We start from the raw sequence: 20,466 nt of genomic DNA, 5'->3' as shown, positions 1-20,466 counted from the left end.
GGAGGGGCATCATGTCGACCCGAGGTGTGGCGATCGCCGCGGCATTGATCGCCGCCGCGGCGACGATCACCGGCGCACTGATCACGTCCCGTCAGGTGCCGCTGCCCTGGGGCTCCGGAGAAACGGGAAGCGCGCAAACGCAACGCGAAACGGTACGTGAGAGCTTTCCCGGCGGGCCGAAAAAAGCCCCTGGCATCGCCGTGACACCGAAATCACTGACCTTTTCCTGCGAGGGCGACAGCTGCGCGCAAGAAGTGCGGGTGCTGAGCACGGGAACGGCCACGCTGAAAATCACCGACATCGAGTTCGAGGGCGACAACCCCGGCGATTTCCAGCACGACAACGCCTGCGCCGGCCAGGCTCTCGACGTCGATGACGAGTGCGCGCTCAAGGTGTGGTTCGCTCCGGCGAGCACCGGATCGAGCGGCTCGGCGACCCTGGTGATCCACCAGAACCTCAAGGGCGACGCCACCTACGTCAAGGTCACCGGACAGGGCACCCAGCAGCCCACCGACGAGCCCACACCCGAGTCGAGCCAACCGGCCGGATAGCCGAGCCCGCCCGGGACCCGGCGCCCGGCCGGGTGGCATCCGCGCCGGTCTGAGGTGTCAGTGGACGTGGGTGGTGAGCCAGCGGACGATCTGGCGGCTGTAGTCCACCCGGTTCGAGGGGCGGCCGTCTACCAGGAACTGGTGGGACTCGTCGGGGTAGAGGACCATTTCGGTGGGGACGCCGAGCGTGCGCAGTGCCGTGAACCATTCCTCCGACTGGCCCACCGGGCAGCGGTCGTCGTTGATCGCGTGCACGAGCAGGGTCGGGGTGCGCACGTGCCGTACGCGCTCGATGGGCGACTGCGCCCGCAGGAGCTCGCCCCCGGCGTAGACGTCGCCGCCGAACTCCAGCGCGGCGAAGACGTGGCTGTCGTCGGAACTGCCGGACATGCTGAGCAGGTTGGTCACCGGCCCTCCGGCCACGGCGGCGGCGAAGCGGTCGGTACGCGTGGTCAGGTGGCAGGTGGTGAAGCCGCCGTAGCTGTAGCCGCAGATCGTCAGCCGGTCGGGGTCGGCCACACCCTCGTCGATGAGCTGTTCCACGGGGTCGAGGAAGTCGCGCTCGTCGCCCGTGCCCCAGCGGCCGACGCTGGCGGCGTAGAAGTCCTCGCCGTAGCCGTCGCTGGCGCGCGGGTTGAGCAGGAGCACGGTCCAGCCCTGGGCGGCCAGTAGCTGGTGGTAGGGGTGGGCGGGTTCGAGGTGGGGCGCCCAGGCCAGGTGCGGGCCGCCGTGCGCGTCCAGCAGGAGCGGTCCCGCGCCGGTGGCGCCGGGCTCGCGCAGGATCCAGCCGTGGACGGTGCTCCCGTCGCCGATCGTGAACTCCCGCTCCTGCGGCTGGATGAACTCCACGTCCGGCAGCGCGGTCGCGGTGTGCGCGGTCAGCTCACGCACCTGCCCGGTCTCCAGGTCGGCCAGCGCGATCTCGCCGTGGGAGCGCGTGGTGACGGTGACGACCGCGGTTACGTCGCCGGGGGAGGTGCTCAGTCCGGAGACGCTGCCGGTCAGGACCGGTTCCGGACGGCCGCCGTCCGCGGGCACCCGGTACAGCAGGGTGCTGCCGCGCTCGCGGGCGCAGAAGAGCACGTGCGCGCCGTCGCGGGTGAAGCGGGGGGCGCCGCCGGGCCACTCCGGGCCGCCCGGCATGACGTTGCGGTCCAGGTCCCGGGTCAGGTCGACGGGCGGGCCGCCGTCCAGGGGGAGCTTCACCAGCCGCGTGTGCCCGATGCGCACCTCCGGCAGGCCGACCGCGAGCAGCGCCGAGCCGTCCGGGTACCAGTGGACGCCGCCGAACCAGCCCTTCTCGTCGCCGACCGGCCGCGGCCGCCCGCCGTCGAGGTCCACCACGTACGGCGCCGCCGTCAGCGTCAGGTCGGCGTTCTGCCCGGCCCCCGAGGTGTAGGCCAGCCGGGTTCCGTCCGGTGACCAGGCGGGCTCGCCGGCGTCCCAGTCGCCGGAGGTGATCTGCCGCACCTCGCCGGTGTCCACGTCGAGGACGTGCACCTGGCTCCGGACGGTGGCGCGCAGCCCGGCGCCGTCGGCCTTGTAGCCGAGCCGGTCGACGACCACGGGGCCGCCCGGCCAGGATTCGGCCACGCGTACCGCCGCGGAGAAGGCGATCCGCCGGCCGTCCGGGCTCCAGCGGGGCGCTCCGGCGCCGAGCGGCAGGTCGGTGAGCCGCTCCGGCTCGCCGCCGTCCGGGCGCAGGGCGAACAGCTGGCCCTCGCGCAGGAACGCCAGCCGGGAGCCGTCCGGCGACCAGGCCGGCGCGCCGTCGGACGGGCCGTTGGTCAGCCGGCGCGGCCCCGCCGTACCGGCGGTGCCGACGATCCACAGCGCGCGCACGTTGCGGTCGGGCTCGCGCTCGGCGGTGCGCAGCGCGTAGACGACGCGCGAGCCGTCGGGGGACAGGGCGGGGGAGCTGGGGATCGCGAAGTCCCACAGGTCGTCGAGCGTCAGGCGGCGCTTCACGCGGTACCTCCTTGGTAGAGAAAGACACGGCCGGCGATACGGAGCCCGAGCAGGCCGCCGGTGGGTTCACGCAGGAACGCGAGGGGCTCGTCGCGCCACGGGCCGTCCAGGAGCGCGAACTCGTCGGCCTCGACGCGGCCCGCGCCCATCTCCAGCGGCCGGTCGTAGTGGACGGTCGACACCCGCAGGCGCAGGGTGCCCGGCCCGGCGGTGACCTCGACGCGCGAGGACGTGTCCTGCCGCTCGGGGGTGCTGTAGGCGCCCGCGTAGGGGGTGAGCTCTCGTTCGCCGGTGTCCCGGAAGACCTTCCGGTCGGGTTTGCCGATCCCGGCCAGCTCGGCCAGCAGCGCGTCGCTGATCTCCCGGTAGGCCAGCTGCCCGTCGTCGGCGTTGGTGAGCACCACCACCGCGAGGTCCGCCTCGGGCACGAAGCGGCAGACGGTGGCGGTGCCGTGCAGGCTGCCCTCGTGGTAGACGGCGCTCACCCGCGACGCCCCGCGCGGCAGGTAGTCGAGGTGCCAGCCGAGCCCGGTCGCGGCCTGTCCCGCCCGCACGGGCACCGGGTCGGAGATCATCGCCTCGCGGGTACGCGGCGACAGCGGCCCGGCCACGTCCAGCTCGCCCAGCCACCAGCGCATCCAGAGCAGCTGGTCGCCGGCCGTGGAGATCAGGCCGCCGGAGGGGTTGACGCCGCGGGGAAGCAGCCACGCGTCCTGGACCGGGTACGGGGCGCCGTCGTCCTCGCGGGTGTGGCCGGCGGCGGCGGGCTGGGAGACCACGCGTTCGGCGAAGAAGGTCGAGCCGGTCATGCCGAGCGGGGTCAGGACGCGGTCCTCGACGAACGACTCGTAGCTCTGCCCGCTCACCACCTCGACCAGCCGCCCGGCCACGTCCAGGCCGGTGTTGCAGTAGGAGAAGGTCGTGCCGGGCGGCAGGAACTGCGGCAGCGCCGAGAAGGCGGCCACCTGCGCGGCCAGCGCGCCGTCCCCCCGGTCGGTGACGAACTCGGGCTCGTCGCCCAGCCAGCCCGTCAGATGGGTGAGCAGGTGCCGCACGGTCACCGACGCGGTGGCCGAGTCGTCGGCGACGCGGAAGCCGGGCAGGTAGCGGCGTACCGGCTGGTCCAGGTCGACGGCACCGGCCTCGGCCAGCGCCAGGACCGCCGTGGCGGTGAACGGCTTGGTCATCGAGGCGACCGGGATCCGCGTCTGCGGCAGGAACGGCTGCTCGGGGTCGGTCCTGGCCAGGCCGTACGCGCCGGTCCAGTGCCGCCCGCCGTGCGCGATCGCGACCGAGCAGCCGGGCACCCGGTGGCGGGCCAGCGCGGACACCACGATCTCGTCGAGGCCGGCGGCGAGGACGGGGGGCGGGTTCATCGGGGACGGGACGGGGCGCACTGCTCCTCCTCGGTCGGTACGGCAGGCGGCAGGTTCACCGGGCACGCGGCACGATGCGCCCCGGAGACCACGGCCAGGGCCGGATCGTCGCGGCGGCACTCCTCCCGCGCGACCGGGCAGCGCGGATGGAAGCGGCACCCGGCGGGGATGGCGGCCGGGTCCGGCGGCTCACCGGCCTTGATGGGGATCGGGCGGCGTTCCTCGCCCGCCCGGGGGACGGCGGCGACCAGCGCGCGCGTGTAGGGGTGGACCGGGTTGGCGATGACCTCGGCCGCGGGTCCTTCCTCGACGATGCGGCCCAGGTACATGACCGCGATCCGGTCGGCGTGCGCGGCCGTCGTGGACAGGTCGTGCGTGATCATCAGGATGCCCAGGCCGGCGGCCCGCAGCTCGTCGAACAACGCCAGCACCCCGGCGCGTACGGACACGTCCAGCATCGAGACGGGCTCGTCGGCGACCAGCAGGTCGGGCTCCAGGACCAGGGCGGCGGCGATGGCCGCCCGCTGCCGCTGGCCGCCGGACAGCTCGTGCGGGAAGCGGTCGGCGAAGGCGGCGGCCGGTGACAGGCCGGCGCGTTCGAGGGCGGCCAGGACCAGGCCGCGGCGTTCGGCGCGGGTGCCGACGCCGTGGACGGCCAGCGGCTCGGCCACCGAGCGGCCGATGCGGAAGCGCGGGTCCAGCGACTCGTAGGGGTCCTGGAAGACGACCTGCATGCGGCGGCGTACCGGTTTGAGCCGGCGCCTGCTCAGGCCGGTGATGTCCTGGCCGGCGAACCTGACCGTGCCCGCGGTGGGGTCGGCCATCCGCAGCACCGACTGGGCGGTGGTCGTCTTGCCCGACCCGGACTCGCCCACCAGGGCCAGCAGCTCGCCGGGCCCGACGGTGAAGGAGACGCCGTCCACCGCGCGCACCACCCGGCGCGGCCGTCCGCGCAGGCGGAAGTGCGTGGCCAGGCCGTCGACTTCGAGCAGGCTCATGCCGTACCTCCGGCGATCGATGCGGCGAGATGGCAGGCGCTGGACTGCCGCGCGCCGAGCGGGACCAGCCGCGGCGCCTGGGTGCGGCAGCGGTCCTCGGCGTGCTCGCAGCGCGGCGCGAACGCGCAGCCCGGCCACTCCTCGTCCAGGCGCGGCGGCGCGCCGGCGATGGCGCCGCCGGAGAACAGCGCGCGGCTGTAGGGATGGCCGGGGCGCAGGTGCAGGTCGCCGATGTCGGCGTTCTCGGCCACCCGGCCCGCGTACATGACCGCGGCCCGCCCGCACACGCGGCCGACCACGGGCAGGTCGTGGGTGACCAGGACGACCGCCAGCCCCAGCTCCGTGCGCAGCCGGTCCAGCAGGTCGAGCACCTGGGCCTGCACGATCACGTCCAGGGCGGTGGTGGGCTCGTCGGCGAGCAGCACCTTCGGCTCGCAGGCCAGCGCCATCGCGATGGCCGCGCGCTGGCGCATGCCGCCGGAGAACTCGTGCGGGTAGCGGCTCGCCTTGTCGGGGTGGATGCCGACGAGTTCCAGCAGCTCGCGTACGCGGGCCGTGGCCCGCTTGCCCTCGGCGACGCGGTGCAGGCGCATCGGCTCGGCGATCTGGGCGCCGACGGTGGCGACCGGGCTGAAGGCGTTCATGGCGCCCTGGAAGACCATGGCCAGGTCGGTCCAGCGGTGCCGGCGTACGCTCGCCTCGCCCTTGGCCAGGATGTTCTCGCCGTTGAGCAGGACCTGCCCGGCGACCGTCGCCGAGGGCGGCAGCAGTCCCATCATGGCCAGGATCGCGGTGGTCTTGCCGCAGCCCGACTCGCCGACCAGGCCCAGGCCCTCGCCCGCGCCGACCGTGACGTCCAGGCCGCGCAGCGCGTGCACCCTGCCCTGGGGCAGGTCGAACCAGACGTGCAGGTCGCGGACCTCCAGCAGCGGAGCGGACATCAGCGCTCACCTCCCGACGGAACCGGAGCCAGGCGGAAGGTCCGCACCGACAGATGCCCGGCGCGCAACCGGGGGTTGAGGTGGTCCTCCAGCGCCCGGCCGATGAGCGTGCACGCCAGGATCAGGCAGCCGACCGCCAGACCGGGCGGCACGATCGCCCACCAGGCGTCGCGGGAGACGGCCTGCCCGGCGAAGGCGTTCTGGATGAGCCGCCCCCAGGACAGGGCCGACGGGTCGCCGAGGCCGAGGAAGGCGATGGCGGTCTCGACCAGGATGGCGTTGCCCACCGCGAAGATCGCCAGCGTCAGCAGCAGCGGCACGACGTGCGGAAGCACGTGGGTCGCCACGATCCGCAGGTTCCCCGCGCCGATGGTCAGCGCCCTTTTCACGTACGCGCGTTCGCGCACGCTCAGCGCCTCCGCGCGCACCACCCGCGCCAGCCGGGGCCACGACAGCAGCCCGATGATGGCCACGACGCCGGTCATACTGCGCCCCCACACCGCCGCGACGATCAGCAGCAGCGGGATGTCGGGGATCACCAGCATGTAGTCGGTCAGCCGCATCAGCACGGTGTCGGTGCGCCCGCCCGCGTACCCCGCGGTCAGGCCGATCACGCCGCCGACCACGACGGCGATGAGCGCGGCGGCGAACCCGACCAGCAGCGACGTGCGGGCGCCCCAGAGCAGGAGCGTCACCATGTCGATGCCGGCGTCGTCCAGGCCGAGCGGATGCGCCGCCGAGGGCGGCTGGTAGACCGCGCCGACCTTCTCGTGGCTCGCGTAGGGCGCGATCCACGGGGCGAGCACGGCCAGGACGACGATCGCGGCGAGCATGACCGCCCCGAGCGCGCCGCCCGGATACCTGCGCAGCACGTTCATGTCCTGATCCTCGGATCGAGCTTGAGATAGAGCAGGTCGGCCAGCAGGTTCGCGACCACGATCGCCGCCGTCAGGAGCAGGAACCCGCCCTGGAGCACGGCGTAGTCGCGGTTCTGGACCGCCTGGTAGAGGGCCAGCCCGATGCCCGGATAGGAGAACACGGTCTCCACCAGCAACGACCCGGCCACGATGTAGCCGAACGTGAGGAAGATCAGCGTGGTGATCGGCAGCAGCGAGTTCGGCAGCGCGTAGCGGCGGACGATCCGCCAGCTCGTCAGGCCCTTGGCGCGCGCGGTGAGGATGTAGTCCTCGCCGAGCGCCCCGACCAGCGCCGAGCGCGCGATCAGCGCCCACGAGCCGCACCAGGCCAGCCCGATCGCCAGCGACGGCAGCGCCAGGTGCTCCAGCCGGTCGCCCAGCACCTGCCACCACGTCGGATCGCTGAAGCGCAGGTACGGGTCGGAGATGCCGCCGGTCGGCAGCGCGCCGCCGAACAGCAGCAGCAACATCAGCCCGATCCACTGGATGGGCAGCACCGACAGGAACATCGAGGCCGACAGCGGCGCCCAGTCGGCCGCCGTGCCCCGCCGCCAGGCCGCGACGACCCCGATGACCAGGCCGAGCGCGAGCCCGAAGGCCAGCCCGAGCCCGACCATCGGCAGCGTGTTGGCCAGCGGGCCCGCCAGCTCGTCCCACACCGGCCGCCGCGTCTGGAAGGAGTGGCCGAGGTCCCCGCGCAGCAGCGCGGTGACGTACAGCCAGAACTGTTCCAGCAGCGGCCGGTCCAGGCCGAGCTCCGCGCGCAGGTAGTCGCGGAACTCGGCGCTGCAGGTCCGGCACATCTGGTACTGCGTGGCCGCGTCACCCGGCGCGGCCCGGAAGAGCACGAAGTTGATCACGGCCGCCGCCGCGACGGTGGCGAGGGCCGAGGCGAGGCGCCGGACCAGGTAACCGCCCCGGTTCATGACACGCGGTGGATCTGGGTCCAGAGACCCGGTCCGAAGCGCTGGGTCTCGATGCCGGCCCAGTCCTGGCGGACGACGTGCACGGTCTCGGCGTGGTAGAGCGGCAGGACGGCCCGCGTGTCGCGCAGGAGCGTCTTCTGCAGCGTGCCGACGGCCGCGGTCCGCTCGGCCGGGTCGAGCATGCCGCGCTGCTTGGTGAGCAGCGTGTCGTAGTCCTTGTCGCAGAACCCGGCGAAGTTGACGCTGCCCCAGCTGTCGCAGCTGTAGACCCTCAGCGTGCCGCCCGGGTCGGGGGAGAGCGTCCAGTAGGAGTAGGCCAGGTCGAAGTCCAGGTACTTGCCGTCGGGTTTGGTGACGGCGGCCGTGTAGTCGGCGGCGATGTCGGGCTTCAGCTCGATGCCGACCTCCGCCAGGTTCTTCTGCAGGATCTCGGCCACGCGGCTGATCTCCTTCCAGACCACGACGGAGTAGGACATGCGGTCGCCGGCCGGGGTCACGCGGATGCCGTCGGCGCCGCGCTTGTAGCCGAGACCGTCGAGGATGCCATTGGCCTTGGCCGGGTCGTGCGGGTCGGCCTGAAGGTCCTTGGGGATCCACTCGTCCTGGAAGGGGGCCAGGACGCTGCGGCCGGGCCTGCCGTACCCGTTGAGCACGACCTCGACGAGTTCGGCGCGGTCGAGCGCCAGCGACATCGCCTCGCGGACCTGGACCTGCTTCAGCTCGGGGTTGTCGCGTTTCTTGGGGTTGGTGTTGATGTTGAGCATGGCGACCTCCTGGGAGGGGGAGGCGGCCACCTTCAGGCCGGCGGCGCCCTTGACCGAGGCGGCCACGGCGGAGCCGCCGCCGTAGCCCCAGGCGACGGTCCCGGCGCGCAGGGCCTGGGCCAGGCCCTCGTCGTTCTGGAAGACCTGCAGGCCCACGGCGCCGACCTTCGGCGGGGTGCCGAAGTAGCCCTTGTTGGGCTCGAAGATCGTGGTGCCGTCGCCGGCGAACTCGGTCACCGTGAACGGCCCGCCCGAGACCGCGGGAAGCTTGTCCTCCGGGCGGAAGGCCAGGATCTTCGAGCCGTCGCCGCCCGCGTGCGGCTCGTAGACGTGCTTGGGCAGCACGTGGAAGTTGGCCAGCAGGGTGAGCACGCTCTCGGGCATCGCCTCGGCGTAGGTGACGACCAGGGTCTTGTCGTCGGTGGCCTTGACGCTCTTCACCCCTTCGAGGGCGAAGGAGACCAGACCGGCGGCGTCACTGGCGTGCTTCAGCTCGAAGTTCGCCGTCCAGGCGGCGTCGTGCGCGGTGAGGGGCTTGCCGTCGGACCAGGTGCCGGGCTGCAGGTGGAAGGTGTAGACGCGGCCGCCCTCGGAGACGTCCCACTTGCTCGCCCATGACGGCTCCAGCTTGGTGCCGTTGAGCTGGACGAGCGCGGGATAGATCAGCTGCCGGGCGATCCACGAACCGTAGAGGTTGTCGGCCAGGGGGTTGAGCGAGGTCATCCGGCCCAGTGAGGCGGTGACGCCGACGCTCAGGATGCCGCTGGTGGAGGGGGACGAGGCGGCGGGCTTGGCGTCCGAGCCGCACCCGGTGGCCACCGCGGCCAGCACTGTTACGGCACACCACACCTGAGCCGCACGCCGGCGACGAGATTTGGACATGGCATTCCTTTCCGATCCCTAAAGGCCGATTCCTAAAGGCCGATCCCTAATGTCCGATTCACAACCAGCCCAGCCGGCCCGCGGCCTTGACGTTGACGCGGACCGCCGGCTCGTGCAGGTATGACAGGGGTGTCTCGGTGATCTCGACCACCTGCACCGTGGCGGGGTCGGCCCCCGCCTGGACGGCCCGGTGGACCGCCTTCTCACTTGCCTCTTCGATGGCCTGCTTACGGCCTTCGCCGGCCGGGGCCAGCGTTTCCCACCTGCCGCTGACCAGGGCGATGGCCGCGCCCACGGCGTTGGCCACGTCCGCGTTGTCGGGACGCAGCACCTTGGCGGCGCCGGTCACGACGTCCGGCACGAGGAACGCGCCGCCGCCGACCGCGACGACGGGCCGGTCGCGCCGGCCCAGCGACATCTGGTCAACCGCGTCGCTGATGACCGCGTCGGCCACCCGCAGCGCGGAGTCCAGCAGGGCCCGGGTACGCGCCGGGGGCCGGAGCCCGTCGCCCAGCGCGACCCGGCCCGCCAGGGATCCGGCGTCGCTGAGTGTCGGTGTGCTTCCGCCGAAGGACAGGCCCTCGGAGGTGATGCGGAAGCCGACCGAGACCGGCCCGACGACCGGCTCCTCGGGGGTGCCGCCGACGATGGTGCCGCCGCCGACGGCCACGCTGAGGATGTCCGGCATGCGGAAGTTGGTGCGCACGCCGCCGATGTCGGTGGCGAACGACGACTCGCGGGGGAAGCCGCGTACCAGCACGCCGAGGTCGGTGGAGGTGCCGCCGACGTCGACCACGATGGCCTCGTCCACCCCGGACAGGAACGCCGCCCCCCTGATCGAGTTGGCCGGGCCGGAGCCGATGGTCAGCACCGGGTAGCGGGAGGCGTACTCCAGGGCCATCAGCGTGCCGTCGTTCTGGGCGAAGAAGGCCGCCGCGTCCAGGCCGCGCTCGGCGAGCACGGCGTCCAGGGCCCGGGTCACCTCGCCCGCCGCGCGGTAGAGCGCGGCGTTCAGCACGGTCGCGTTCTCGCGCTCCAGCAGGCCGAGCGAGCCGATCTCGTGGCTGAGCGACAGCGCCACGTCGGCGCCGAGCTCCTCGCGGACGATCTCGGCGACGTGCTGCTCCTGCTCGCCGGAGGCCGGGCTGAAGATGCCGGTGACCGCCACCGCCTCCGTCCGGCCCGCGACCGAACCCAGGAAGCGGCGGATGCCGTCGCGGTCGAGCGGGGCGATCGGCCAGCCGTCGACGAAGTGGCCGCCGCCCAGCATCACCGACCCCGCCTCGACCGCCTCGCGCAGGTCCGCCGGCCAGGTCGTCAGCGGCGCCACGGCGGTGGCGGCGGGCGCCCCGAGACGGATCACCGCCACCCGGCTCAGCCCCCGGCGCTGCAGGACGGCGTTGGTGGCGTGGGTGGTGCCGAGCATGATCCGGCCCACCTGCCGCTCGCGCTCGCCGAGCTCGCCGAGCACCACCGCCAGCGCGCTGCGGATGCCGTCGGTGACGTCCCGCGTGGTCGGCTGCTTGGTCCTGGCCACGATGGCGTCCGACCGGTCGAGCACGACGGCGTCGGTGTTCGTGCCGCCGACGTCGATGCCGATCTTCAGATCGCGCTTGGGATCAGCCGACATGCACGTGCTCCTCAACAGGTCGGTAGTCGATGTGGTAGCCGAAGGCGCGCGGGCCCACGACGGCCATGCCCTCCGGGGTACGCCAGAGCGGGTCGCAGGCCCAGGCCAGGACGCTGACCCGCTGGCCGTAGCGCAGCGTCTCGGTCGAGACCGCCTCGGCGGTCTGGGTGTCGACCACGGTGATCAGGTCGGGGACGCTGGCCAGCACCTCGCCGGACTCGAAGACGACGAGGTTCTCGTTCTGGATCTCGATGCGCACCATGCGGCCCGCGTAGGAGCCGGTGCCGTCGACGACGACGGCGCCGCGGACGAAGCCGCCGCCGGTGTTCCGCTCGACCTCGACGATCTTGCCGTCGAGCAGGCGGCGGGCGGCCAGCCGTTCGGTGAGGGCGGCGACCGGGTCGGCCTGGCCGATGGTGGCGCGCCCGATGTCGAGCGCGGCCGAGACGCTGCCCTCGATGACCGCGCCCCTGGCCTGCGCGCCGGACATCAGGTAGTTGGCCATCATCGTGCTCGCGCCGCTGGCCACGCAGAGCGCCCGTGCCTGCCGTTCGGACCAGATCGCGTCGATCGGGCGCAGCGCGGCCACGTTGCCGACGACGTCGGCCAGGATCACCAGGTCGGAGGTCAGGCCCGCCACGTGCATCGAGACCATCTGAAGCTCGGGGAAGGCGCGGCCCATGCCGTCGGCGTCGAGCATCGGCAGGCCGAGCTGCGCCGCCCAGGCGAGCGGCTCGACGCCGTTGCTGCCGCCGATCTCGCCGGCCATGATCGCGGAGATCGGGCGCCCGGCGATGCGCTCGACCTCCTCGCGCAGCCTCTTGGGCTGTTCGGCGCTGGCGAGCATCTCGTGCCCGACGGTGGGGGCGCCGATGCTGGACATCGGGACGATGAGCGCGTCGTCGTCGAGGTCGGCCAGCCGTACCAGCGGGACGGGGCCGTGCTCGCGCAGCGCCTGCAGGGCGCTGGGGATGGCGGTCTCCACCGAGCCGCCGCCACCGGTCCCCAAGACGGCACAGCCACGCGCCAGCGCTGGAAGGTCACTCTCGGTCAGCTGCATGGGATGAGTATGGCCATCGGCCCCTCCGCATCCCATATGGCGCAATCACAAGGTTCCGCCCTAATCTGTGGTCATGCCACAGACGATCGCCGAGATGTTGCGCCGCCAGTCAAGGTTCGGGCTGACGCTGATCGCCGGGCCCGCGGCGGAGGTGCCCATCCGGCACGTCGCGGGCGCCGACACGCTGGGCGCCATCGAGCGGGTTCCGGCCGACAGCCTGATCGTGGTCCTGGGCGCGGAGTCCATCTCCGGGTACGAGGTCGACGTGGCGATCCGGCAGGCCACCTCGCGGGGGCTGACCGGGCTGGTGTTCGCGGCGCCGATGCGGCTGCCGATCACCGCCACGCGGCTGGCCGACCGGGCGCAGCTGCCCGTGCTCGCCCCGGACAAGGCCCGCGACGGGGCCGGGCTCCTGCTGGACATCGACCGGTTCGTCAGGGGCGGCGCGTCGGACGCGCTCGCGCGCGCGGAGAGCGCCATCCGGCTCGCGCAGCAGGCGGCGGAGGAAGGCGGCGCCGAGGCGGTGCGGACGCTGCTCGGCCACGCGGCGGAGGCGCTGGGCTGCCGGGTGCGCCTGGACGAGACGATGCCGGTCGGCGAGTCCGACCCGGGCGCGGTCGTGGTGGGCAGGCAGGCGGTCGCCCGTGTGGTGGCCGATCTGGACGATGACGCGACCAGGGTCGCCCTTCCGGCGATCGCCGCGCTCGTCTCCCGGCTGCGCCAGCGTGAACTCAACCGCCGCTTCGCGCCCGCGCTCACCCGCGCCGGGCTGATCGTGCAGATCGTGCTGTGCGACCGGGCCCAGCTGCCGCAGCTCGTGGAGCAGGCGTTCCAGCTCGACCTTCCGGTGGAGCAGACGCACGTGGCCGTCTGGCTCAAGCTCGAGGACGCCGCCACCCGCGGCGAGGCGTCGCTGGACCGGGCCCGCCAGCTGCTCGACGAGGCGGAGCTGTCGGCGCTGCAGGTGCTCCACTCCAAGCCGGGCGACTGGCACGTGGCCACGCTCGGCGGCGACCTGGTGGTCGTCTGCACCGGACCGGCCGGGACCGACCTGCACCGCCGGGCGCGGGCCGAGGTGCAGCGGCTGATCGAGACGCTGACCGGGCGCGGCGACGTCGTCATCACCGGCGGGATCGGCACCCCTCAGGCGGGGCCCGACGGGCTGCGGCAGTCGGCCGCGGAGGCGCGCGTGGCGGCGGACTCGGCGCGCGCGGCGGGCCGCCACGGAACGCTGGCCGAGACCGACGCCACCGGCCTGCGCAGAATCCTGGCGGGGTTGTCGTCCTCGCCGCTGAGCCGTGACCTGCTGGCCGAGATGCTGGGCCCGCTGGACGCCATGGGGGCGGCGCGGGCCAAGGTCGGCGTCACGACCCTGTCGGCCTACCTGGACGCGCAGAGCTCGCCCACGCGCACCGCCGAGACGCTGCACCTGCATCCGAACGCGGTCGCCTACCGGATCCGGTGGATCACCGAGGCGCTCGGCGCGGACCTGGCCGATCCGGACACCCGCTTCGCCCTGCAACTGGCGTGCCGGGTCAGGCTGCTCAACGCCTAGAAGGCCCGTGACGGCGGGCGTACGCCGTCACGGGCCGTGGTTTCCGGCAAGGGTCAGACGGCCTCGCGCCACGTCCACCGGCCGGCGAGCATCGTCGCGGCCACGGGCATCGCGCGCAGGTCCGCGCCCGAGGCGGTGAACGGGTCGGCGCCCGTCACCACGAGGTCGGCCGCGTCCCCGGTCGCCAGCTCCGCCCGGCCCGTCCTGGTCGAGGCCGCGATGGCCGCCTCGATCGGGATGGCCTGCTCGGGATGCCAGGGCTGCCTGCCGTCCCGGCCGCGGTCCACCGCCGCGGCCATCGTGATCCACGGGTCCAGCGGCGAGACCGGCGCGTCCGAGCCCAGCGCGAGCCGCGCCCCGGCGGCCAGCAGCGCGCCGAACGCGAACGCCCGGCCGGTGCGCCCGGCCCAGATGCGGTCGGCCACGTCGCGGTCGTCCATCGCGTGCTCGGGCTGCACGCTGGCCACCACGCCCAGCGCGGCGAACCGGCCGAGGTCGGCGTCGTCCAGGAGCTGCGCGTGCTCGATCGCGCCCTGCGCGCCCACCCGCTCGAAGGCGTCCAGCGCCAGGTTGTTGGCCCGGTCGCCGATCGCGTGCACCGCCGGCCGCAGCCCGGCCGCCCACGCCTTCTCCATCATCGGCACCAGCTCGTCCGGCGGCACGAGCAGCATGCCGTGCGGGTGCGCGGCGTCCTCAAGACCGGGGTAGGGGTCGTGGCAGTAGGCGGTGCGGGTGTTGAGCGAACCATCGGTGATCACCTTGAACGGGCCCATCTCCACCAATCCGCCGGTCCCGTCGATCACCTCCCCGGTACGCAGCCCGCGCGCCACCGCCTCCTCCAGCAACGCCGGCCAGACCCCGCACACCACGCGCAGCGCCCGGTTGCCCGCCCGCACCCGCCGCGTCCAGGCGTCCAGCCGCCAGGGCGCCTCCAGCTCGACCACGCCGACGACGCCACGGGCCGCCGCCTCGGCGGTGGCCACCTCGGCCCAGCCGTCCAGCAGGGGAGCGGGGACGTTGGTGATGTCCTGCTGGATGGCCTGCCACTCCGACTCGCGCAGAATGCCGGTCGGATGCTCCGACCAGCCGTAACGTCGCGCGGCCGCCGAGTTGATCCAGCAGCAGTGCAGGTCGCCGCTCATCAGGATCACGGGCACGTGCGCCGCCTCCGGCGCCGCGGCGTCCAGGAGGTCGCGGTGCGGCGCGTCCGGCCAGAGGGCGTCGCGGAAGCCGTAGCCCACCAGGGGCAGGCCGGGCTCCGGCGGCCGCGTGCGCAGACGCTCGGCCACGAGGGTCACCGCCTCGGCGGCCGAGCCGGCGCCCGAGAGGTCCAGCCGCTGCCTGGCCATGATCCACTGGTCGAAGTGCACGTGGTGGTCCCACAGCCCCGGCAGCACGGTACGGCCCGCCACCTCCACCACCTCCCAGCCGGGCTCGGCCGGGATGCGCTCGGCGATGTTCGCGACGCGTCCTCCGGAGACGAGCACGTCGCGAAGGGGGCCGGAGGGGCCGGTCCGCGCGCCGCGCAGCAGGGTCGTCGTCGTGGTCATCGAGTTTCCTCCAGGGTCCAGACCTCGCGCATCTCCCGCGCGAGCGCGGGATTGGCGTATGAGGGGTCCGCGTCGAGCGCGCGGATGATGTTGTGTGCGATCTCCGGTGACTTGTCCTGGCTGAGCTTCGCCTTGCCCTCGACGCGTTCGGCCCGCAGCCGGAATCCCGCGACGCCGGGCGCGATCCTGCGCGCGTAGGACTCGTCCATCCGGTACGGCGCGGGCAGCACGTGCTCGAACCGGTCCACCGTGTCCACCAGGACCTGGTAGGTCTCCTCCGGGCTCAGGACCTCGGGGCGGCCGTAGAGGTGGACGGCCAGGTAGTTCCAGGTGGGTACGGCCGGGCCGGTGCCGTACCAGCCGGGAGAGATGTAGCCGTTGGGGCCCGCGACGATCAGCAGCGCCTCGCGTTCGCCGAGCCGGTGCAGCTCGTCGTCGGGGCGGCCGAGATGGCTCACCACCGACAGCCCGGGGCCGTCCTCCAGCAGGACGGGCAGGTGAGAGGCGGTCAGACCGTCGCTGACCAGCGTCGCCCACGGGTTCTCGCGGATCAGCGCGCGGATGCGGGTGTGGTCGTCGAGCAGGTAGTCAGGGTTGTGGCGCACGGCACGACTATCGCCGCCCGTGCCACCCCAGGCCAAGGTGACGCGGCGACAAGACGGCGGGTTCGTTTGTGGCCGGAGCACAAGGAGACGCTGCCGCACGAACGGCCGGGCGGAAATGGTGCGCGGCGACGAAGCCCGCTCCGGCCGCCGGGCAGCAGGATGAGCGAATGGCTGACCTCACCCACCTGCAAAGCCTGCTCGACAGCGAGGCGACTTCCCTGCACGTTCCCGGAGCCGCCGTGGGCGTGCTGTTCGACGGCGCGGAACACGTGCTCACCACCGGCGTCACCAGCGTCGACGCGCCGGCGCCCGTGACGGCCGACACGTTGTTCCAGATCGGGTCGACCACCAAGACGATCACCGCCACCGTGATCATGCACCTGATCGAGGAGGGCCGGCTCGACCTCGACGGGCGCGTACGCAAGTACCTGCCCGAGTTCCGGCTCGCCGACGAGAGCGCCGCGGGGGAGGTGACCATCCGGCACCTGCTCACCCACACCGGCGGGTTCCTCGGCGACATCGACGACGGCCAGAGCTGGGGCGGCGAGGCGCTGGCCGAGGCGATCAAGGTCTACGACCGGCTGCCCCAGCTCTTCGCCCCCGGCACGCTCGCCTCCTACAGCAACGCCGGGTTCCGGCTGCTCGGGCGGGTCATCGAGGTCGTGTGCGGCGAGCCGTACGAGAGTGTCGTCGAGCGGGTCGTGCTCCAGCCGCTGGGCATGCGCGACAGCTTCTTCTTCCCCTGGGACGCCGCCACCCGCCCGCACGCCGTCGGCCACGTCGTGCGTGAGGACGGCGCGCGCGTGTCGCACGGCTGGGGCCTGTTCCGCGACGCCATGGCCGAGGGCGGCCTCGCCTCGTCGGTCCGCGACCAGCTCCGCTACGCCGCCTTCCACCTGGGCCTGGGCGGCGAACGGCCGGTCAACGCCGCCACCAGGGAACTGATGCGCTCCGAGCACGTCGCCGTCGGCGTGCCGTGGTCCGGGGTCGGCCTGCCGTGGCTGCTGGAGGAACAGGGCGGCGTCCGCCTGGTCACCCACGGCGGCAACGTCGGCAACGTCCAGCTGTCCACGTTCGTCCTGGCCCCCGAGCGCGGCTTCGCCGTCACCACGCTCACCAACTCCGGGCCGGGCAAGGTCCTGGGCAAGCGGGTGACCGACTGGTGCCTGGAGCACCTGCTCGGCGCCAAGCACGACGAGGTACGGCTGACGCTGCGCGAGCCCGCCCCCGAGTACGCCGGCGGCTATGACGCCGGCCAGTGGGTCTTCGAGGTGGACGAGAACCTGGTGGCGCGGTTCGTGCTGACGCCGGAGCTGGTGGCGGCCGGGGTGGAGGGCATGCCCGATATGGCGCTGGCCCTGGTCGAGGGCGGTGACGACGTGACGCTCGCCGCCGACCCGCGGCGGGCCGTGGGCCGCTTCCTGCGCGACGACGCGGGCGACATCTCCTTCCTGCACCTGGGCGGCAGGGCGGCCCGCCGTATCCGCTGACCCCTTGCCATTGCCGGGCCGGCCGGGAAGACCGGCCCGGCACGGGTGTCAGGGGATGATCGACACGTCGGGGTGCTGAGGGCTGGGCGCCTCGAACAGCCGGGTGGGCCGGTTCTTCAGGTGCAGGTCGAAGAAGGCGGCCACGTACGCCCGCTGCGCCGCGACCGACCGCCGGGGGTCGATGGTGCCCACGAAGTCGGCGACCGGCACCTTCGGCACCGTCTCGGCGATCTTCGGCAGCATCGCCTGCAGATCGGTGAACGAGCCGTGCGCGGCCCCCGCGAAGCGCAGCTCCCGCTTCCAGCCGGTCGAGGCCCGCCAGAAGGACTTCCAGCTCGGCTCGCTCTCCCGGGTGTGCGCCTCGGCCGCGAGCTGCAGGAACGGCCGGCCGACACCCGTCTTCGCCACCCGGCCGACGTAGCCGCCGTCGAGGTTCACCCCCGCGTCCACCCGCCGGTCGTCGTGGACGAGCTGCGCGGCCACCGACCCGCCGAGCGACTGCCCGAGCGCCCCCACCCGCGACAGGTCCGGCGCCCCGCGCAACCCGTCGGGCAGCCGCGTCTCGGTCCCCAGCCTTCCGCCGCCGGCCAGCGCGGCGACCCGGCCGAGGACGAACCGCATGTCCGCCAGGCGCGCTTGGGAGTGCCGCGCGAGCAGCTTGGCGATGACGCGCGGCGTCAGCTTCGGCGGCAGGGGCAGCGCTCGCACGACCCGCCCGCCGGGGAACTCCACCTGGTCGGCCTCGTAGGTGTGGTCCACGGTGACGACCAGGTAACCGCGCGAGGCCAGGTCCTGCACCAGCGTGGTGCCGAGGGTGCGCGGGCCGCCGTCCCCCGAGCCGAACAGCACCACGGGCAGCCGTCCCGCCCTGGGATCCACCGGCGCGCCGGTGCGCGCGTGGGTGGCTGTGGCGGCCCAGTTCACGGCGCCCGCCTTGATGCCCATGGGCGGGGCGGAGTGACGGTCCCAGTCGGCCGCGGCGAGGGGCGCCATGTGCGGGGCGACGGGCGCGCCGGTCTCCTTCGCCGGGTACCACAGGCTGACCATCAGCTCCCGGTAGGGCTTCGAGCCGACCAGCGGATCGGGGCGCGAGCCGTCCACCAGCCGCACCGCGACGGTCCCCACGCGGTACGGCCCGCCCGGCGCGGGCAGGTCCACCGTCACGGGCACGTTCGCCGTAGCGGGCCGGGCCGCCGTCGCGGGCTGTCCGCCGGAGGTGCCCGAGGCGGCGAGGGTCAGCGCGGCGAACGCCGCGGGGATCAGGGTGAAGGTCATTGTGGGACTCCTAACGGGAAACGTCCCGACAGGCTCGCAGCGGGGCGCGGGCCCGGCCCAGCGGCATACGGCTGATCCCCGCGTGCGACTTCCGGATGACCCGCCCGGATGTTCATCCCGCAGGAGGATGGGGCGCGAACCCGCACGCCAACTAGGGTGAACGCCATGAAACCGGCCGCTCTCCTGGCACTCGCCCGACGCTCGTCCCTGCCGGTCGACGGGCTGCTGGCGGCTGCGATCTTCGTGCTCACGCTCGGGCCGGGACAGGTGACGTCCCGCGCGGAGCTGGTCGCGCTGCAGGTCGCTCTGGTGGCGCCCCTGGTGTGGCGGCGGCGGGCGCCGGTGACGGTGTTCTTCGCGATCGCGGCGGCGGCGGCCGTTCAGTGGGTGGCCGGTGTGCAGCTTCCCGCCGACGTGTCGTTGCTGGTCGCGCTCTACACCGTCGCCGCGCGCGGCACCTGGCGGTGGACGGTGGCGGCCGGGGTGACGCTGGAGGCGGGAGCTCTGCTGGCCGCGGCCCGGTGGGCGCCGCCCGGCCAGTTCCCGTTCACGGCCGCGGCTCTGACGGCGCTGGTCGCCGCCGCCCTCACCACGGGGTTGTGGGCGCGGGAACGGCGGGCGTACGTGCTGTCGCTGGAGCACGACCGGGAGCGGCGCGCCCGGCTCGCCGTCGCCGAAGAGCGCGCCCGCATGACCCGCGACCTGCACGACATCGTCACGCACAACCTGTCGGTCATGGTCGCGCTGGCCGACAGCGCGGCGTACGTGCGCGAGCGCGCACCCGAGCGCGCGGCCGCCGCCGTCGAGCAGATCGCCGGCACCGGGCGGCAGGCCCTGGCGGACATGCGCCGCGCCCTCGGCGAGGTGGCCGAGCCGCTGCATCCCGCGCCCGGGATCGCCCAGCTCGACGCCCTCGCCGGCAGGATGCGGGCGGCCGGGCTGCCGACCCGCCTGGAGATGACCGGCGACCCCGCCGCGATCCCGGCCGCCGCCCAGCTCACCGTCTACCGGCTGGCCCAGGAGGCGCTGACGAACGTCCTCAGGCACGCCCCGGGCGCGACGGCCGAGGTCACGCTCGCCACGACGCCGGGGTACGCCACCGTCGAGATCACCAACGACGCGCCCACGGGCCGGGCACCGGTGGCGGCCGGTCACCGGCGGGGGCTGGCCGGGATGCGGGAACGGGTCGCGGACTACGGCGGGACCTTCGAGGCAGGCCCGGTGCCCGGCGGGGGATGGCGGGTGGCGGCCCGGCTCGACCTGGCCGCCGGCCTGGCGGGCAGGGGCGCGGCATGACGATCCGGCTGCTGCTGGTCGACGACGAGTCGTTGCTGCGCATGGCGTTCCGCATGGTGTTCGAGGCCGAGCCGGACATGGAGGTGGCGGGCGAGGCGGGCGACGGCGAGGAGGCCGCGCGGCTGGCCAGGCGGCTGCGCCCCGACGTCGTGCTGATGGACGTGCGCATGCCCGGCGTCGACGGGATCGAGGCCACCCGCAGGATCGCCAGGGACACCCCGGGGGCGCGCGTGCTCATCCTGACCACGTTCGACCTGGACGAGTACGCCTTCGCCGGGCTGAAGGCCGGGGCCGCGGGCTTCCTGCCGAAGAACACGCGCCCCGAGGACCTGCTGACCGCGATCCGCAACGTCGCGGCGGGCGAGGCCGCGGTGTCGCCGCGGATCACGCGCCGCCTGCTGGAGAGGTTCGCGCCGCAGCTCGTGCCGGGCGCTCCCGAGCAGGACGAACGGCTGGCCGGGCTCACCTCCCGCGAGCGCGAGGTCCTGGTCCAGGTGGCGCGCGGGCTGTCCAACGCCGAGGTCGCCACCGCCCTGTGCCTGGCGGAGGCCACCGTGAAGACGCACCTCAGCCGGGTCCTGGTGAAGCTGGGGCTGCGCGACCGTACCCAGGTCGTGGTGTTCGCCTACGAGAGCGGCCTCATCCGCCCGGCGAGGCCGTGACACGCTCGCCGTATTCCCTA

Annotated in this window: 17 protein-coding genes; 5 read left to right on the top strand and 12 right to left on the bottom strand. The window is 73.7% G+C overall.

Features of this window, described 5'->3' with window-relative positions:
• The first annotated feature begins 26 nt into the window (after window positions 1–26).
• Entirely contained in the window at window positions 27–551 is a 525-nt protein-coding gene (locus tag ACFWYW_RS37905) for a choice-of-anchor D domain-containing protein (RefSeq protein WP_379641191.1), read from the top strand.
• A 57-nt stretch (window positions 552–608) separates the two neighbouring features.
• Here ACFWYW_RS37905 and ACFWYW_RS37900 read toward each other — a convergent pair whose 3' ends face one another.
• From ACFWYW_RS37900 to ACFWYW_RS37860, 9 genes are read right to left on the bottom strand one after another with little or no spacing between them, the layout of a single operon-like run.
• Window positions 609–2,519, bottom strand: coding sequence for a S9 family peptidase (locus tag ACFWYW_RS37900; protein WP_379624778.1), 1,911 nt, complete (start codon window positions 2,517–2,519; stop codon window positions 609–611).
• A complete protein-coding gene (locus tag ACFWYW_RS37895; RefSeq protein WP_379624780.1) occupies window positions 2,516–3,916 on the bottom strand; it encodes a serine hydrolase domain-containing protein in 1,401 nt (466 codons plus the stop codon). The genes ACFWYW_RS37900 and ACFWYW_RS37895 overlap by 4 nt, the downstream gene beginning before the upstream one ends.
• On the bottom strand, window positions 3,892–4,893 hold the full coding sequence (locus ACFWYW_RS37890; RefSeq protein WP_379624782.1) for an ABC transporter ATP-binding protein: 1,002 nt from the start codon (window positions 4,891–4,893) through the stop codon (window positions 3,892–3,894). The genes ACFWYW_RS37895 and ACFWYW_RS37890 overlap by 25 nt, the downstream gene beginning before the upstream one ends.
• Window positions 4,890–5,834 carry an ABC transporter ATP-binding protein gene (locus ACFWYW_RS37885; protein ID WP_379624784.1) on the bottom strand — a complete coding sequence of 315 codons (945 nt, stop codon included), beginning with the start codon at window positions 5,832–5,834 and terminating at the stop codon, window positions 4,890–4,892. The genes ACFWYW_RS37890 and ACFWYW_RS37885 overlap by 4 nt, the downstream gene beginning before the upstream one ends.
• Window positions 5,834–6,712 carry an ABC transporter permease gene (locus tag ACFWYW_RS37880; RefSeq protein WP_379624786.1) on the bottom strand — a complete coding sequence of 293 codons (879 nt, stop codon included), beginning with the start codon at window positions 6,710–6,712 and terminating at the stop codon, window positions 5,834–5,836. Before ACFWYW_RS37880 ends, ACFWYW_RS37885 begins: the two co-directional genes overlap by 1 nt.
• Window positions 6,709–7,677 carry an ABC transporter permease gene (locus tag ACFWYW_RS37875; RefSeq protein ID WP_379624788.1) on the bottom strand — a complete coding sequence of 323 codons (969 nt, stop codon included), beginning with the start codon at window positions 7,675–7,677 and terminating at the stop codon, window positions 6,709–6,711. Before ACFWYW_RS37875 ends, ACFWYW_RS37880 begins: the two co-directional genes overlap by 4 nt.
• The gene (locus ACFWYW_RS37870; RefSeq protein ID WP_379624790.1) at window positions 7,674–9,323 is read right to left on the bottom strand and encodes an ABC transporter substrate-binding protein; all 1,650 of its coding nucleotides are present in this window, start codon (window positions 9,321–9,323) and stop codon (window positions 7,674–7,676) included. Before ACFWYW_RS37870 ends, ACFWYW_RS37875 begins: the two co-directional genes overlap by 4 nt.
• Before the next feature lie 58 nt (window positions 9,324–9,381).
• Complete coding sequence (locus ACFWYW_RS37865; protein ID WP_379624792.1) at window positions 9,382–10,953, bottom strand: hydantoinase/oxoprolinase N-terminal domain-containing protein; 1,572 nt, start codon at window positions 10,951–10,953, stop codon at window positions 9,382–9,384.
• Window positions 10,943–12,013 (bottom strand): DUF917 domain-containing protein, encoded by a 1,071-nt coding sequence (locus ACFWYW_RS37860; RefSeq protein WP_379624794.1) that lies wholly within the window; start codon window positions 12,011–12,013, stop codon window positions 10,943–10,945. Before ACFWYW_RS37860 ends, ACFWYW_RS37865 begins: the two co-directional genes overlap by 11 nt.
• Before the next feature lie 73 nt (window positions 12,014–12,086).
• On the opposite strand from ACFWYW_RS37860, the gene ACFWYW_RS37855 reads away from it, so the two are divergent.
• Complete coding sequence (locus tag ACFWYW_RS37855) at window positions 12,087–13,568, top strand: helix-turn-helix domain-containing protein (RefSeq protein ID WP_379624796.1); 1,482 nt, start codon at window positions 12,087–12,089, stop codon at window positions 13,566–13,568.
• Window positions 13,569–13,621: 53 nt separating this feature from the next.
• Here the strand turns inward: ACFWYW_RS37855 and ACFWYW_RS37850 are convergent, their stop codons facing one another.
• Window positions 13,622–15,118: an amidohydrolase gene (locus ACFWYW_RS37850; protein ID WP_379624798.1), complete on the bottom strand. Its 1,497-nt coding sequence runs from the start codon at window positions 15,116–15,118 to the stop codon at window positions 13,622–13,624.
• A complete protein-coding gene (locus ACFWYW_RS37845; RefSeq protein ID WP_379624800.1) occupies window positions 15,115–15,723 on the bottom strand; it encodes an FMN-binding negative transcriptional regulator in 609 nt (202 codons plus the stop codon). The genes ACFWYW_RS37850 and ACFWYW_RS37845 overlap by 4 nt, the downstream gene beginning before the upstream one ends.
• 167 nt (window positions 15,724–15,890) lie before the next feature.
• Between ACFWYW_RS37845 and ACFWYW_RS37840 the strand changes: the two genes are divergently transcribed.
• The gene (locus ACFWYW_RS37840) at window positions 15,891–17,213 is read left to right on the top strand and encodes a serine hydrolase domain-containing protein (RefSeq protein ID WP_379624802.1); all 1,323 of its coding nucleotides are present in this window, start codon (window positions 15,891–15,893) and stop codon (window positions 17,211–17,213) included.
• A 48-nt stretch (window positions 17,214–17,261) separates the two neighbouring features.
• On the opposite strand, the gene ACFWYW_RS37835 is transcribed toward ACFWYW_RS37840, so the two are convergent.
• A complete protein-coding gene (locus ACFWYW_RS37835; RefSeq protein ID WP_379624804.1) occupies window positions 17,262–18,488 on the bottom strand; it encodes an alpha/beta hydrolase family protein in 1,227 nt (408 codons plus the stop codon).
• A 165-nt stretch (window positions 18,489–18,653) separates the two neighbouring features.
• Here ACFWYW_RS37835 and ACFWYW_RS37830 point away from each other — a divergent pair, with 165 nt between their 5' ends.
• Together ACFWYW_RS37830 and ACFWYW_RS37825 are read left to right on the top strand one after the other, a co-directional pair.
• Entirely contained in the window at window positions 18,654–19,784 is a 1,131-nt protein-coding gene (locus tag ACFWYW_RS37830; RefSeq protein WP_379624806.1) for a sensor histidine kinase, read from the top strand.
• Window positions 19,781–20,446, top strand: coding sequence for a response regulator (locus tag ACFWYW_RS37825; protein ID WP_379624808.1), 666 nt, complete (start codon window positions 19,781–19,783; stop codon window positions 20,444–20,446). Before ACFWYW_RS37830 ends, ACFWYW_RS37825 begins: the two co-directional genes overlap by 4 nt.
• Window positions 20,447–20,466 lie beyond the last annotated feature (20 nt).

This window comes from Nonomuraea sp. NPDC059023 (genome assembly GCF_042740095.1).
Taxonomy (GTDB): Bacteria; Actinomycetota; Actinomycetes; order Streptosporangiales; family Streptosporangiaceae; genus Nonomuraea.
The sequence above is the reverse complement of the archived record's forward strand: the minus strand, read 5'-3'. Positions and strand labels throughout refer to the sequence as shown.

Excerpts from the sequence above, each read along its gene's own strand:
- ACFWYW_RS37880 (WP_379624786.1), bottom strand. The coding sequence starts at position 6,712 with ATGAACGTGCTGCGCAGGTATCCGGGCGGCGCGCTCGGGGCGGTCATG.
- ACFWYW_RS37890 (WP_379624782.1), bottom strand. The coding sequence starts at position 4,893 with ATGAGCCTGCTCGAAGTCGACGGCCTGGCCACGCACTTCCGCCTGCGC.
- ACFWYW_RS37870 (WP_379624790.1), bottom strand. The coding sequence starts at position 9,323 with ATGTCCAAATCTCGTCGCCGGCGTGCGGCTCAGGTGTGGTGTGCCGTA.
- ACFWYW_RS37885 (WP_379624784.1), bottom strand. The coding sequence starts at position 5,834 with ATGTCCGCTCCGCTGCTGGAGGTCCGCGACCTGCACGTCTGGTTCGAC.
- ACFWYW_RS37835 (WP_379624804.1), bottom strand. The coding sequence starts at position 18,488 with ATGACCTTCACCCTGATCCCCGCGGCGTTCGCCGCGCTGACCCTCGCC.
- ACFWYW_RS37865 (WP_379624792.1), bottom strand. The coding sequence starts at position 10,953 with ATGTCGGCTGATCCCAAGCGCGATCTGAAGATCGGCATCGACGTCGGC.
- ACFWYW_RS37850 (WP_379624798.1), bottom strand. The coding sequence starts at position 15,118 with ATGACCACGACGACGACCCTGCTGCGCGGCGCGCGGACCGGCCCCTCC.
- ACFWYW_RS37855 (WP_379624796.1), top strand. The coding sequence starts at position 12,087 with ATGCCACAGACGATCGCCGAGATGTTGCGCCGCCAGTCAAGGTTCGGG.
- ACFWYW_RS37875 (WP_379624788.1), bottom strand. The coding sequence starts at position 7,677 with ATGAACCGGGGCGGTTACCTGGTCCGGCGCCTCGCCTCGGCCCTCGCC.
- ACFWYW_RS37830 (WP_379624806.1), top strand. The coding sequence starts at position 18,654 with ATGAAACCGGCCGCTCTCCTGGCACTCGCCCGACGCTCGTCCCTGCCG.
- ACFWYW_RS37860 (WP_379624794.1), bottom strand. The coding sequence starts at position 12,013 with ATGCAGCTGACCGAGAGTGACCTTCCAGCGCTGGCGCGTGGCTGTGCC.
- ACFWYW_RS37840 (WP_379624802.1), top strand. The coding sequence starts at position 15,891 with ATGGCTGACCTCACCCACCTGCAAAGCCTGCTCGACAGCGAGGCGACT.
- ACFWYW_RS37825 (WP_379624808.1), top strand. The coding sequence starts at position 19,781 with ATGACGATCCGGCTGCTGCTGGTCGACGACGAGTCGTTGCTGCGCATG.